Source organism: Halorussus gelatinilyticus (genome assembly GCF_023238445.1).
Classification (GTDB): Archaea; Halobacteriota; Halobacteria; order Halobacteriales; family Haladaptataceae; genus Halorussus; species Halorussus gelatinilyticus.
In genome coordinates this window covers 2,919,313-2,932,181 of record NZ_CP096658.1, presented here as the reverse complement: position 1 = coordinate 2,932,181, position 12,869 = coordinate 2,919,313, and the positions used below count along the sequence as shown (strand labels likewise).

General features: G+C 67.2%; 13 protein-coding genes. 7 read left to right on the top strand and 6 right to left on the bottom strand.

Annotated elements, in window-relative coordinates; all coding sequences use genetic code 11:
* Positions 1-50: 50 nt before the first annotated feature.
* On the top strand, positions 51-1,697 hold the full coding sequence (locus M0R88_RS15035) for a rhomboid-like intramembrane serine protease (RefSeq protein WP_248654312.1): 1,647 nt from the start codon (positions 51-53) through the stop codon (positions 1,695-1,697).
* Positions 1,698-1,725: 28 nt separating this feature from the next.
* On the opposite strand, the gene M0R88_RS15030 is transcribed toward M0R88_RS15035, so the two are convergent.
* The 3 genes from M0R88_RS15030 to M0R88_RS15020 all read right to left on the bottom strand — a co-directional run bounded on the left by M0R88_RS15030 (position 1,726) and on the right by M0R88_RS15020 (position 3,338).
* Complete coding sequence (locus tag M0R88_RS15030) at positions 1,726-1,872, bottom strand: hypothetical protein (RefSeq protein ID WP_248654311.1); 147 nt, start codon at positions 1,870-1,872, stop codon at positions 1,726-1,728.
* A 36-nt stretch (positions 1,873-1,908) separates the two neighbouring features.
* Positions 1,909-2,565, bottom strand: coding sequence for an METTL5 family protein (locus M0R88_RS15025; RefSeq protein WP_248654310.1), 657 nt, complete (start codon positions 2,563-2,565; stop codon positions 1,909-1,911).
* Between the two features lie 377 nt (positions 2,566-2,942).
* Positions 2,943-3,338, bottom strand: coding sequence for a DUF7961 family protein (locus tag M0R88_RS15020; RefSeq protein WP_248654309.1), 396 nt, complete (start codon positions 3,336-3,338; stop codon positions 2,943-2,945).
* 158 nt (positions 3,339-3,496) lie between these two features.
* Here M0R88_RS15020 and M0R88_RS15015 point away from each other — a divergent pair, with 158 nt between their 5' ends.
* Both M0R88_RS15015 and M0R88_RS15010 read left to right on the top strand, forming a co-directional pair.
* Positions 3,497-3,694: a hypothetical protein gene (locus M0R88_RS15015; protein WP_248654308.1), complete on the top strand. Its 198-nt coding sequence runs from the start codon at positions 3,497-3,499 to the stop codon at positions 3,692-3,694.
* The gene (locus M0R88_RS15010) at positions 3,695-4,600 is read left to right on the top strand and encodes an esterase/lipase family protein (RefSeq protein ID WP_248654307.1); all 906 of its coding nucleotides are present in this window, start codon (positions 3,695-3,697) and stop codon (positions 4,598-4,600) included.
* Here the strand turns inward: M0R88_RS15010 and M0R88_RS15005 are convergent.
* Positions 4,489-5,007 carry a GrpB family protein gene (locus tag M0R88_RS15005; RefSeq protein ID WP_248654306.1) on the bottom strand — a complete coding sequence of 173 codons (519 nt, stop codon included), beginning with the start codon at positions 5,005-5,007 and terminating at the stop codon, positions 4,489-4,491. The two genes, M0R88_RS15010 and M0R88_RS15005, sit on opposite strands and share 112 nt — an antisense overlap.
* A 47-nt stretch (positions 5,008-5,054) precedes the next feature.
* Positions 5,055-6,113 (bottom strand): diphthamide biosynthesis enzyme Dph2, encoded by a 1,059-nt coding sequence (gene dph2 / locus M0R88_RS15000; protein WP_248654305.1) that lies wholly within the window; start codon positions 6,111-6,113, stop codon positions 5,055-5,057.
* Positions 6,114-6,364: 251 nt separating this feature from the next.
* On the opposite strand from dph2, the gene M0R88_RS14995 reads away from it, so the two are divergent.
* From M0R88_RS14995 to M0R88_RS14985, 3 genes are all read left to right on the top strand, one after another.
* Positions 6,365-6,766 (top strand): YlbF/YmcA family competence regulator, encoded by a 402-nt coding sequence (locus tag M0R88_RS14995; RefSeq protein ID WP_248654304.1) that lies wholly within the window; start codon positions 6,365-6,367, stop codon positions 6,764-6,766.
* Positions 6,767-6,905: 139 nt separating this feature from the next.
* Positions 6,906-8,483 (top strand): DUF8593 domain-containing protein, encoded by a 1,578-nt coding sequence (locus M0R88_RS14990; RefSeq protein ID WP_248654303.1) that lies wholly within the window; start codon positions 6,906-6,908, stop codon positions 8,481-8,483.
* A 57-nt stretch (positions 8,484-8,540) separates the two neighbouring features.
* Entirely contained in the window at positions 8,541-9,374 is an 834-nt protein-coding gene (locus M0R88_RS14985; protein ID WP_248654302.1) for an MBL fold metallo-hydrolase, read from the top strand.
* Between the two features lie 217 nt (positions 9,375-9,591).
* Here the strand turns inward: M0R88_RS14985 and M0R88_RS14980 are convergent, their stop codons facing one another.
* Positions 9,592-10,572, bottom strand: coding sequence for a WD40/YVTN/BNR-like repeat-containing protein (locus M0R88_RS14980; RefSeq protein WP_248654301.1), 981 nt, complete (start codon positions 10,570-10,572; stop codon positions 9,592-9,594).
* A 111-nt stretch (positions 10,573-10,683) separates the two neighbouring features.
* Here M0R88_RS14980 and M0R88_RS14975 point away from each other — a divergent pair, with 111 nt between their 5' ends.
* Positions 10,684-12,858 carry an AAA family ATPase gene (locus M0R88_RS14975; RefSeq protein ID WP_248654300.1) on the top strand — a complete coding sequence of 725 codons (2,175 nt, stop codon included), beginning with the start codon at positions 10,684-10,686 and terminating at the stop codon, positions 12,856-12,858.
* Positions 12,859-12,869: the final 11 nt, after the last annotated feature.

Sequence of the window (12,869 nt, the reverse complement as noted above, 5' to 3'; positions counted from 1 at the left end):
CGACGGAATCCAGCCACCCATTTATACCGTGATGGACAAAAGCACGCAGTATGGTTCAGTTGCCTCCGTGGATTCCTTCGCCGGCGCAGGTCGCGATTCCGGTCGCCGTGCTGCTGTCGCTCGCGCTGGTCCGGCGCCTCGACGCCCCGGCGGGCCAGTGGGGGCGCAGACTCCGCTCGCGGTTCCTGCTCGGGGTGCCGTGGGGCACGCTCGTCTCCGTGCTTGGCGTGCTGGCGGTGTACCTCTTCGTTCAGGGAGGCGCGGGTAACTGGCGCAACCCCGTGACGCTCCCGTTCTCGTCGTGGTCGTACCTCTATCCGACGGGATGGCTCCTCGCGCCGTTCTCCCACACCGGGCCGGGCCACCTCGTCGGCAACCTCACCACGACGCTGGCGGTCGCGCCGCTGGCGGAGTACTTCTTCGGGCACTTCCCGTCGAAGCGCGGCGAGAACCCCTTCTTCTCGCGGACCTCGAACCCGTGGATTCGGGCGTTCGTCGTCTTTCCGGCGGGCGTCGCGCTGGTCGGGGTGGCGACCAGCGTGTTCGCGTGGGGTCCCATCATCGGCTTCTCGGGCGTCGCGTTCGCGTTCGTCGGGTTCGCGCTGGTCCGCTATCCGCTGATGACCGTCGTCGCGGTGACGGCCCAAGGAGCGATTCGGACCGCGTATCGGGCGGTGCGCGACCCCATCGTCGTCGGGTCGGCGTCGCGGCGGTTCGGCGACCCGTGGTGGTTCGGCATCGCGGTGCAGGGCCACGCGCTCGGTCTCCTGCTCGGGATTCTGCTGGGCGTCGTGGTCCTCTACCGGCGGCGCGAGCGCGTCGGCGCGCTCCGCCTCTGGACCGGCGCGGTGCTGCTCGGCATGTCGATGACCCTCTGGGCGCTCTGGTGGTACCGCGGCGAGAGCACCTACGTCCTCTACCGCGGGTGGGGCGTCGTCTTCGTCGTCGCGCTCGCGGTCGTGACGACCGTCGCGGCGACGGCCGACCGGAGACCCCTGTTCGGCGACGTGTCGCGCCAGCAGGTCGGGTTGCTCGCGCTCCTGCTCCCGCTGGCTATCATGGTCGGCGTCGCGGTCCCGGTCAACCTCACCACGGTCGGCGACGCCAGCGTGCCGGGCGGCGGTCCCGCGATAGAGGTCCGGGGTTACGACGTGACCTACGCCGAGGGCGTCCAGAACCAGAAGGTCTCGGCCATCGACGTGTCGATGTTCGGCGAGACGACCAACGTGACGACCAGCGGCGTCATCGTGGTCAACGACGACCGCGAGATATGGGCCCAATCGGTTTCGAAGGGCAGACTCGCGTTCACCGGCCGGGCGAGCGTCCGCGTCGGCGGCGTCGGGTGGTCCGAAGACGTGCAGGTCAAACGCCGGGGCTGGTCGATGGACGGCGGCGGGACCGCGTATCAGGTCTGGCTCCGCGGGCCGGACGACGGCGAGTGGACCCACACCTTCGCCTCCGGACCCGCCACCGCGGGGGCGACGCTGGCGAACCGGTCGATTCGAATCGCTCCGGCGAACGGGACGTTCTACCTCCGACTGCTGAACGACAACGCGACGTCCAGACTCGCTCAAATACCCGCGCACAACGAGACGGTGCGGCTCGGACCCGTCCGAATCGAGCGGGAGCATCGGAAGCTGTTCGCGGCGGTGAACGGCACTCGCGTCCAGATAGCGACCCGCGAGAAGTATCGGTAGCGGCCGGTCGTCGGTGAACGATTTTCTCTCAGACGATACCCCAGAGCGTGACGAGCGTGCCGAGGAGGACGAGCGCGAAGCCGGCGGAACTGTACTCCACGATGGCGAGTCCGAACACCGACGTCTGCACGCCAGCGCCGACGAACCGGACTCTGGTTTCGAGGTGGTCGTCCATGCTCGCCGCCACGAACGCGCGATTGAAAACGTTTCGTCACTTCCACTCGATTCGGAACACCTCGGCGTCCAGTACCTCCCGCTCGCTGGTCTGGTGGCCGAACCGCCGCGAGAGTTCCAGTTCGGCGCGGAACGCGTGGGTCACCTCGCCGCCCTCGTCGGCCGCGAACGCCTCCACGAACGACTGGCTCCCGGCGTTGTGAATCGAGTAGGAGACGCCCGCGAGGTCGCCCGCGGTCGCCAGAAACGCGCGGTCGGCGTGTTCGTTGCCCGACTGCGCGCCGAACGGCGGGTTCATCAGGACCGTGGCGTTCGAGCGGTCGCCGGGCGCGCTGGCGGGGCAGACCGGCGCGCGGGTCGCGTCGGCGAGGAGCCACTCGATGTCGGTCGCGGGTTCGTCTCCCGCCGTCTCCGCGACCCGGCGCTCGTTCTCGCGGGCCTGCGAGAGCGCCGCGGGGTCGCGGTCGAGCGCGAGGACCCGTTCGGGAGCGTGGAACGCCGCCCCGAGCGCGAGCATCCCCGTCCCGGTGCCCAAATCGACGACGGTCTTCCCGGCGAGGTCGCCCTGCACGCCGGCGAGGTGGACGAGGTGGGCCGCGAGGTCCGCGGGCGTCGGGTACTGCTCCAAGTCGAGGCGGGGGTCCGCGAACCCCTCGACCCGCGAGAGTCGGCGCTCCAAGGCGGCCTTGTCCATACTCGTGGGGAGACGCTCGGCGTAAGTGAGCGTTCGGGTTCGATTTTCTTCGGGATTTTCTTCTGAAGAACAGTCACCGGAACCGCCGGGAACGTTGGGGAGACGGCTTCGAAAGACCCCGCGAGGGCGCGGCCCCTTTCATCCACCCGGCCGGTGAGTTCACCGAGCGTTTGCCGGTGGTCTGTCGAATCGAGCGTGCGCCTCACGCCTCCCCAACCTCCTCACTCGCTCGAGCGGATGGGTGCGGCGCGTTCGCGTCGCGCTCGCGCGCCAGAGAATCGGTAGGTCACCGAGTGCGCGCCGGTAGACAACTATGTATTGCTCTAGAAAGCAAAATGGGGGTTTGAGGAAAGGAGAATATGTCCGAAAGAGCGTTCTCAGTCGAGCGTGATGGGACCGGCCACGTCGAGGGTGACGCCCTCGCGGCGGGCGCGTTCGGCGACCGCGGCCAGCGCGGGGCGGACCTTGGACTCGTCGGCCACGCCGTCGAACTCGACGGTGACGGTGCTGGCACCGAGGAATGCGGCGACTCTCACGTACTCGCGCACGCGGTCGGCCTCGTCCTGCGTGGCGAACGAGCAGTCCTCGCCGAAGCACGACTCCACGACCACGCGGGCGGCCACGAGGTCGTCGGCGTCGAGTTCGCGCTTGAGGTCCCGGAGGTCGTCTCGTGCGGTCGGCAGAGCGTCTGCGTCGAGGCTGACGGGCGTCGCGTCTTCGACTCGACAGCGTTCGATTGCGGTGCGGACGTTCGCGGAGCGAGTGGCGCTCATCGTTACCAACACATACCTATTACTCATACAAAAAGGTTCGGTAGATGCACGTCAGTAATATCCGGGCGGTCGGACGCCGCGCTCGCCGTCTCCCGCGACCCGGATAACGTCAGAAACCTAACGTTTAAATTTAATGTATTCAGATTGAATCTGGAAATATGGACTCGTCCGAAACACGACGCGAAGACACGTCCGGCCGCGTCGGTCGGCGGGCCGTCCTCCGCGCGGCCGCCGGCACCGTCGCCCTCGGCGGGTTCGTCGGGTCGGCGTCGGCCTTCGAGGGCGACGACGGCAACATCACCGGTCCCGCGGACTTCCCGCGCGCGACGACCCGCGGTCACTTCGACATCCACTGATTGCACGGCGACCAGTTGACCGACGGCCACACCGAGTGGGACTACAGCACCGTCGGCGACATCCTCGGCTACGGGTCCGCGAACCCCGACGAGGTTCTCGTCTCGGTCCACGGCTGGCGCGTCGCGCCCGAGGACGCCCCGGACCACTTCGCCACCGTGAAGCGCTCGCTCCGGAACAACGGCTACGACCACCCGGTCGTCGGGTTCAGCTACGACTCGGACACCAGCACGGACAACTGGTGGCCGACGACGGACATCGCCGAGCGCAACGGCAAGAAACTGGCCAACTTCCTGACCGACTACCGCGAGCGGACCGGCGCGCGCATCCGCCTCGTCGGTCACTCGGTGGGCGGTCGGGTCGTGCCCGCGACCCTCCGGGCACTCAACGGGTTCGGGAAATCGGATTTCGTGAAGTCGGCGACGCTCCTCGGTGCCGCGGCGGACAACGACTCGGTGGCAGTGGACGGCGAGTTCGGCGACGACATCGCGGCCGCCGCCGAGTCGGTGGACAACTACTGGAAGGACGGCGACGACGTGCTGAACTGGCCCACCCGACGGCCGAGTTCGACTCCGCGGTCGGCGAGGAGGACTGCGAGGGCACCCCGCCCGCGAACTACGACGACCACAACGTGGACTACGTGCCCGACCACTTCTCGTACCACGAACCCGGCGATGGCTGTATGGCCGAAGTCGTCTCGAACTTCTGAATTTCTCATCGGTGACTCCCGACACCTACGAGAAGCCACCAACCCCCGACCGACTGCGCTTCTCGGTCGTCGCTTCACTCACGACAGTCACGCCATCGCGCGCCGGAGGACTCGCTGGACGAACTCGCTTTTCTCCGCAGTGTATCTCTCCCGGTCGTCGGGGTGGGCCTCGGCTAGGTCACGTTTCAGGTCTTCGTAGGCCGCCGCAGTTTCGGGGTGAGAGCGCAGATACTCGCGGAACGCGACTGCCTCCCGGTAGCAGTCGCTGTCGCGCTCGGTGAGCGAGAGGTAGTGCGTGCGGTCGGTCCGCGGTCCCTTGGCGAAGAAGAGGCGTCCCGGCACGTCGTCGTTCGGCCGGTGCTCGTAGCCGTGGGCTTCGAGGACCGGGACGAGGTCGCGGGCGGTGTCGAGGTCGGGAACGACGGCCAGCAGGTCGATGATGGGTTTCGCGGCCAACCCCTCGACGGCGGTGCTACCGACGTGTTCGTACTCGAGTAGGCGGTCCCCAGCGACGGCGTCGAGCCGTCGAACCTCCGCCTCGTAGTGGCGTCGCCACTCCGGGTCGGAGGGGTAGAGTTCGACCGTCCCGCGTTCCAAACCGACCACGTCGGGTGTGCCGCGCGGAGGAGAATAAAAACTGGGGGAGACCGCCCTCACCACGTCCCGTGGAACGTGTCGAAACTCAGCTCGTCCAGCGGTTTGTTGCCCACGGCGATTTCGTACTCGCCGGGCGTGAGCATCGGCTTGTGGAACTGCGGGCCGTCGTCGGTCGTGATGCGCGGACAACCGGTGTTCACGAACGCGTCCATGTCGAAGTTCCGGAGGCGGTCGGGCGTCACCTCGTCCATCGTGATGAGGTAGGCGTCGTCGTTGTCCTCCAGAATCTCCTCGGCCTGCTCCCAGCGGCCCTGTCCGATCTTCGTGCAGAAGATGACGCCCCACTTCTCGGCGTCCATCGCCTTGTGGACCGAGGCGTAGCGCTGTTTCAGGAACTTCTCCGTGTCCGCGACCGTGACGACGTTGTTCACGGGGTCGCCGATGACGACCTTCTTGTCGGGATGCTCCATCGCGAGACCGAGCGGGTGGAACTTCCCGCCGCCGACGTACAGCACGTGGTCGGCGTCGATGTCGGCGCTGGCGTAGTTACAGCCCAGCACCTGCCCCTCGTGAGTGAGGCGGTCGTCGCCCTTCCGAGTGCGAACGTCGAAACCGCGCTCGTCGAGCCACGATTTCATCTCCTCGAAGCGGTTCATGTGCTGGGCGGTCGTGACGAGACCGACGCTCGGTCGCTCGTCGGACGCCTCCGGGTCGGGGAGTTCCTCTAGCGACTCCTCCATGATTGGGAACACGTCCACGTTCGAGAACAGCGGGACGTAGATGACCTTGTCCGTGTTCTTCATCGGCGAGTGGCCGAAGTGGACGAACACGTCGGTCCGCTTCATCAGGAAGGTGTCGAGGTCGCAGGCCCCGTAACAGGGCTGGCCCGAAATCATCACGGTCACGTCGTCGGGGACCAGCGCGCGGATGTCGTCGGCGACCTGCGGCCCGCGGCGCTTCAACCCCTCGGGGAACTGTAGCCCGACCTTGGTGGCGTCGCGCTCCTCGACCGCTTCCACGATGCGGTCGAGTTCGTAGTCCCACTCCCGGTCGTGCTTGAGGGACATGCCGGTGTTTCGGAGGTCTCCCTCGCTGTACTCGCTGTCTTGGCTCATGGAAGTGGGTTTGTCGGTGAGGACGTTTAAGGACGGTGTTCTGCGACAGGCCGCGTTTCGATCGTGCTTCGTTTCGCCCCACAGAACGTCGTCGGTTCCCACCAAACGCCAACACGATTCACCAGACCGAAGGGTCGCTCCTCCGCGCGACCGTCGAGTGACGGCGGCCGGCGGGGACCGCGGTCGTGGTCTACGACGATTGGCAACGCATCCGGCAAGTTGAAAACTCCACAGTCCCAACGAACCCGTACATGAGCATCGAAACCGAGGCCGACGGCGAGGCGACGGAACTCTCCCGCGTCGAAGAACTCGCGGGCGAACTCGGCGAGGCTATCACGCAGACTCCCGAGTACCAGCGCTTCGAGGAGACCAAGGAAGCCGTCGAGCAGGACGACGAGGCCCAGGAGAAGGTCCAGGAGTTCGAGCAGATGCGCCAGGAGTTCATGCTCGCGCGCCAGACCGGCGAGGCCACCCAAGAGGACGTCCAGAAGATCCGCGAGACCCAGCAGGAACTGCACTCCCTGCCGGTGATGGACGAGTACCTCCAAGCTCAGGAGGCGCTCGAACAGCGGCTCGAATCGCTCAACACGGCCATCTCGGAGCCGCTGGCGGTCGATTTCGGCGACCAAGCGAGCGGTTGCTGCGAGGACTGAGGGCACCTCGTTTTTCCGGTTCGACCGCGGCGGTCGAGACGATACTTTTCACCTCCGAAGAGTCGTCTCTGCGTTCGTCTACGAAATTTGGCAACGAGACCTAAGTTCGCTGGTCCCGACTTCTCTTACGGTGGGGATTATGACAGACGACAGAACTACCGATACGGACCGAGACCGCGGCGGCGAAACGAACGTAACGACAGACAGAGACACGATTCGGTCGTGGATAGAGGAGAGCGGGTCGAAGCCCGCCTATCGGACGAGCGAGTCGGGCGAACGAGAACCGTACGTCCACTATCCCGAGGGCGACTCGGACGAGAACGTCGAGGAGACCGACTGGGACGAGTTCCACGACCACCTCGAGGAGAACGAACTCGCGCTGGTCCGGCACGGTGACCGGCCGAGCGAGGGCCGCGAGCAGTTCGAGTTCGTGGACCGGACCGAGGCCATCGAGCGCGCCACGCTCGAAGACGAGGAGGTCGAGCAGGCCCTGCTCGAAGGCGAGACCGTCGAGACCGAAATCACCGAGACGAAGGTCATCGAGAAGACGGTCCGTGAGACCGAGACCATCGAGAGCGAGGTCGTCGGGAGCGAAATCGTCCGCGACGAAGTTATCGAAACCGAGCTGATCCGGCGCGAAATCACCGGGATGCACATCGGGGACGAGACGGAAGCGAACGAGAGCGTCGCCATCGTCGAGGACAGCGAGGGTACCGCGTGGGAGGACGACGTGGAGGAAATCGACGTGACCGAGCGCGAGGTCGTCATCGTGGACGTGGACGAGACCCGCGAGGTCACGCGCGAGATTATCGAGCGCATGACCGTCGAGAGCCGGGTCGTGGACCACGACGTCGAGGAGACCGAGACGGTAGAGTCGGACACGATGGAGAGCCGCGTGGACATCGAAGGCGTCCAGCGCAACATCCTCCAGAGCGACCTCCTCGGTGGCCAGATAGCGACCGAGGACGTCATCGAGGGCGGCCACGTCGAGAGCGAGTTCACCGACGAGGGCGTCATCGAGACGCACCTCTACGAGCGCCGTCTCGTCACGGACGAAATCGTGGACCGCAAGCGACTCACCTTCGAGTTCGCCGACGAGGAACTTGTGAGCAGCGAGACTATCGAGTCCGTTCTCGTCGAGAGCATGCTCGTCGGTTCGGACGCCGTGGACGAGGCCGGCGAGGGCGAGCGCACGAGCGTCGAAGGCGTGGCGATAGACCGCGACGAGACCGCCGTCGCGGGCGTCACGACCGGCGCGGAGACCGAGCGGACCGGGACCGTCGAGGAGAGCATCGCGCAGGACGAGACGGTCACGGAGGAGGAAGCGGCCGCCACGGACGAGACGACCGCGACGACCGACGAGACCACCGCAGCCGAGACCGACACCGCGATGGGCGACGAACCGACCCACGACGAGAGCGTCGCCGGCGCGAGCGAGGAGACGCTGGACGACGAGACGATGGTCGAAAACGAGGCGGTCACGCTGGACGACCACGACGTGGGCAAGGACGTGCGGGACGCCAACGACGAGAAGGTCGGCGTCGTCACCGAGGTAGACGAGGACGCGAACATGCTGTACGTGGACCCGAACCCCGGACTCGCACAGCGCGTCAAGACCCGACTCGGGTGGGAGGGCCACGACGACGACGCGTACTCGGTCGAACCCGACCGCATCGCCGAAATCGACGACGACTACGTCCGACTGCGGAGCCTCTGAGCGCGACCCTCGCCGCGAAGAACAACACTTACCTCTTTTTGCGGCCCACTGAGCGACATGGCAATCCACAGCGACTGGGGAGACTGGCTCCCCCGCGCGGTCGAAGACGCCGACCCGGAGGGCATCGCGGTCTGGTACCTCGGCTGTAACGGCTTCGTTCTCAAGGCCGGGGACACGACGCTCTACATCGACCCCTATCTCGGTTTGGGCGACCCGCCGCGCACGATTCGGATGGTGCCGGTGCCGTTCGACCCCGCGGACGTAACGGAGGCCGACGCCGTGCTGGCCACCCACGAACACACCGACCACGTCCACGGCCCGAGCCAAGCGCCCATCCTCGAATCGACCGGCGCGACCTTCTACGCGCCCGACGACAGCCTCGCGGTCGCCCGCGCCGAGGAGAACTGGACCGACGAGTGGGACGTGGACGAGGACCAACTCGAAGAAGTCGCGGAGGGCGACACCTTCGAGGTCGGCGCGTTCACCGTCTCGGTCGAACCGGCCCACGACCCCGACGCGACCCACCCGGTCAGTTACGTCGTGGAGTACGACGGCCGAACCTTCTTCCACGGCGGCGACACCAAGCCCAGCGACGAGTTCGCCCGAATCGGCGAGGAGTACGACGTGGACCTCGGCGTGCTGGCGTTCGGGAGCGTCGGCCGGATTCCCGACAAGGAGACCCGCGAACCGATGCGCACGCGCTGGTACAACGACGAGAATCAGGCGGTCGAGGCCGCGAGCGACCTCCGGTTCGACCGTTTCCTGCCGAGCCACTGGGACATGTGGAAGGGCCTGACCGCGGACCCGACCGCGCTCCACGACCACGTTCGGAGCTTCGAGTACCCCCGGAAGTTGGAAATCGTAGAAATCGGCGACCGCGTGGACGTTTGAGGTCGCCCCTCGATTTTCGGGCGGAACGCGGCGACTGACCGTCGAACGTTATCGAATCCCTCGCCGGGGCGCGAGGATTTACATCCGAAGCCGGGGCGAACCCCGCCCGGACGCCTCGCGCGGTCGCGGGCGACGTACCCGGACCGACAGTCCGACTAACCTGAGAGAGGGCTGTGCCAACTCAAGCAGAGCCGACCCAATTGCCGAGGAGCCGCCGCTACAGCCAGCAGAGCGACGCCACGCCCGCGGGCATCCGGCCGCCCTCGACCCACTCGCCCGACGACCGGAAGACGACGCCGCCGTCGTTCGTGCCCGCGACGACGCGTCCGTCGTCGTCGGCGGTCCACGAGAGGACGACCTCCTCGGGGTCGCCCGGATACGTCACCGCGTCGAGGGTGTCGCCGTCGTTCTCGGACTCGAAGAGCGCGGCGTCCGCGCCGCGCTCGCCGCTCCACGTCCCCGGCGAGGAGCGCGCGGCCGCCGCGTACAGGGTGCCGTCGTGGGCGAACGCCTCCCGGAAGTAGGTGTGGTCCGCGCCGTCGTCCAGTCGGACCCAACTCTCGCCCGCGTCGCGGGTTCGATAGAGACCGCCGCCGCAGGAGGCGACGTAGTGGTCCGGCCCGCGCACGAGGACGTGGTGGACGTCGTCGTGGACGCCGGACCGCCGCTCGGTCCACGTCTCACCGCGGTCGTCGCTGACGTGGACGCCGCCGACTTCGACGCCCGCGATTACGCGGTCGGGGGCGTCGGGGTGTGCGCCGAGACTCCGGACGTGGGCCTCGTCGCGGTGGCGCGGCGTGTGCCACTGGTCGCGCGACGGCAGGTCCTGCAACCCCTCTAGCTCCCGCCACGACTTTCCGTCGGACACGTCCGACGACGTTCGCGAACCGTCGGTTCGCTCACCTCCGTCGTCTTCGGAGACGTAGAGGTGCGCGGGGTGAGTCCCCGCGTATAGGCGCTCGCCCGCGGGGTCGCCCAGCACCGAGTACACCTCTTCGCGCGGCACGTCCAGATTCGTCCACGAGTCGCCGCCGTCCGTCGAGCGGTACAGCCCGGACTTCGTGGTGGCGAACACGCCGTCCCGGCCGTCGAAGCGCCGGACGCGCATAACTCGTCCCGAGTCGAGTACTCGTTCGGCCGACTCGAAGCGCGGCCCGTCGGTCCGGTAGACGCCATCGTAGGTTCCCGCGAGTAACATGGTCGTCGGTAGCACCCGAGTAGTCAAATAGGTACACCCCGCCCACGCTAAGGGCGGGATTTCACCGGTAACGGCGTGTGATTTATATGCCCATTGTGGGATGTGAACCGTATGAGTGACAGCATGACCGAGGTGGTGACGGCGAGCGAGAGCGGCGTCGTCGTGGAGAAGTCGTTCGAGGGCGACGAGTTCGCGGTCCCCGCTATCAAGTTCGTCGTTCGCTCGGAACGGGAGGAGCGCGTGACGTTGCGACTCGCCGACGACATCCCCGAGGAGTTCCCGATGGACAACGTCGGGTTTCACCCGGACTACGAGAACGACAACTGGACCGCGTACAAGGACCACCGCGTCCAGTTCGAGCGCGAGTTAGACCCCGGCGAGGAACTGGTGACGGTCTACGGCGTCCGACTCGCGGACGACGACGACCCCTCGACGTTCCTCGGCACGCCGGCCATCGAGGAGGTCGCGCCGGTCGGCATCGACTCGGGCACGTCCGACGACTCGAACGCCGACCCGGTGGGCGAGACCGACGCCGACGACGCGGGCGAGTCGGACCTCGACGGCGAGGTCGGCGGACCCGACGGCAACACCATCACGGACATCGTTTCCGAGGAGGACAGCCAACTCGTCCGCGACGTGGTAGCCGGCGAGGAGGACCTCGGACTGGACGACGAGGACGACCCGCTCGCGGTCGGCGACGAGGACCCGCTCGCCGAGGCGGGCGCCGAAGACGACCCGCTGGCTGGCGGAGCGGAAGACGACCCGCTCGCGGTCGGCGAGGACGACTCTCCGGACGAATCGGCGGACGCGGACGACGAGAGCTTCCTCGAACCGGACTCCGAGGTCGCCGACGAGACGGCCGACGAGGAGACTGCGACAGCGGAAGCGGGCGACGAAATTCCGGCCGACGGAGACGCCGACGACGCACTGGACCTCGGCGACGAGGGCGCGACCGGCGAAGGTGACGACCAGACCGTGGACGACTCGGACGCTGCGGACGAGGGAGCGACGCCAGTAGACGACGGACCAGCGGCGGACGAGAGCGAATCGGTGGACGAGTCTGCGAGCGACGAGTCGGGCGAGGAACCCGACGAGTCCGACGAGGTGACCGACGAAAGCGACGGGTCGGAGTCGGCGCGACCCTCCGAAGTCGCCGACGAGACGGCGACCGCGGAGGCCGAACCCTCGCCGCCGAGTCCGGGGAGCGTCGCCGCTGCGCTCGCCGACGAGATTCGCGCCGGAGAGGTCTCCGACCAGGACCTGAAAGCCATCCAGAGCGAGTTGGACGTGGCCACCCCCGAGAGCACCAACGTCCGCATCCGTCACCTCCAGTCGCGCGTCGAGGACCTCTCGGCGTACACCGAGGCGCTGGAGGAGTTCATCGACGAGAACGGCGTCGCCGAGGACATCTTCGGCGACTTCGAGGACGACATCGCCCAGGTTCGGGCCGACGTGCGCGCCTTCGAGGACGAAGTGCAGGCCATCCGGGCCGACACCGAGGCGACCGACGAGCGCGTCGAGAGCGTGGACGAAGACCTCGGCGAGGTCGCGTCTGACCTCGACGGCTTCGAGGCGGACCTCGACCGCGTGGAGAGCGACCTCCGCGACGTGGAGAACGACCTGCGGAGCGACCTCCGCGAGTTCAAGGCCGACTTCCGCGAGGACGTCTCGGACCTCGAAGCCGACGTGACCGACCTCGGCGGCGACGTGGAAGCGATGGGGAGCGAGATGGACGCGCTCGACGACCTGCGCGAGGAGGTCGCCGAAATCGAGCGCCTCCGCGAGGACGTAGACGAGTTGGAGTCGCTCCGGGGCGAGGTGGACGAACTGGAGACGCTCCGGGAGGACGTCGCGGAGTTGGAAGCGCTCGAATCGGACATCGAAGCCCTCGACGGTCTCCGAGAGGAGGTCGAGGCCCTCGAAGCGGAACTCGAAGACGCGGGCGACTTCGGCGAGGAAGTCGAGGCGCTCGAAACGCAACTCAACGACCTCGAAGACCTCGTCGGGGCGAACACCGAGGACGTGACCTCGGTGAGCGACGAACTCGAAACCGTCACCGAGGAGCTACGGGGCGTCAACGAGCGACTCGACGAGGTAGACGACGTGGCCGACGGCGTGGAGACCGTCTCCGAAGAGGTCGCCTCGCTGTCCGACGACCTCGACGCGCTGGAGGAGAACCTCACGTCGCGCGTCGAGAGCGTCGAGGCGGACATCGAGGACATCCGCGACGAAATCGCAGGCATCCAGGAGTGGCGCGACCGCATTAGCGACGTGTTCGGTAACTAATTCAGGACTCC

Coding starts and splice junctions, on each gene's coding strand:
- M0R88_RS14985 (WP_248654302.1), top strand. CDS start 8,541: ATGGCAATCCACAGCGACTGGGGAGACTGGCTCCCCCGCGCGGTCGAA.
- M0R88_RS15015 (WP_248654308.1), top strand. CDS start 3,497: ATGGACTCGTCCGAAACACGACGCGAAGACACGTCCGGCCGCGTCGGT.
- M0R88_RS14995 (WP_248654304.1), top strand. CDS start 6,365: ATGAGCATCGAAACCGAGGCCGACGGCGAGGCGACGGAACTCTCCCGC.
- M0R88_RS15030 (WP_248654311.1), bottom strand. CDS start 1,872: ATGGACGACCACCTCGAAACCAGAGTCCGGTTCGTCGGCGCTGGCGTG.
- M0R88_RS14980 (WP_248654301.1), bottom strand. CDS start 10,572: ATGTTACTCGCGGGAACCTACGATGGCGTCTACCGGACCGACGGGCCG.
- M0R88_RS15025 (WP_248654310.1), bottom strand. CDS start 2,565: ATGGACAAGGCCGCCTTGGAGCGCCGACTCTCGCGGGTCGAGGGGTTC.
- dph2 (WP_248654305.1), bottom strand. CDS start 6,113: ATGAGCCAAGACAGCGAGTACAGCGAGGGAGACCTCCGAAACACCGGC.
- M0R88_RS14990 (WP_248654303.1), top strand. CDS start 6,906: ATGACAGACGACAGAACTACCGATACGGACCGAGACCGCGGCGGCGAA.
- M0R88_RS15035 (WP_248654312.1), top strand. CDS start 51: ATGGTTCAGTTGCCTCCGTGGATTCCTTCGCCGGCGCAGGTCGCGATT.
- M0R88_RS15020 (WP_248654309.1), bottom strand. CDS start 3,338: ATGAGCGCCACTCGCTCCGCGAACGTCCGCACCGCAATCGAACGCTGT.
- M0R88_RS14975 (WP_248654300.1), top strand. CDS start 10,684: ATGAGTGACAGCATGACCGAGGTGGTGACGGCGAGCGAGAGCGGCGTC.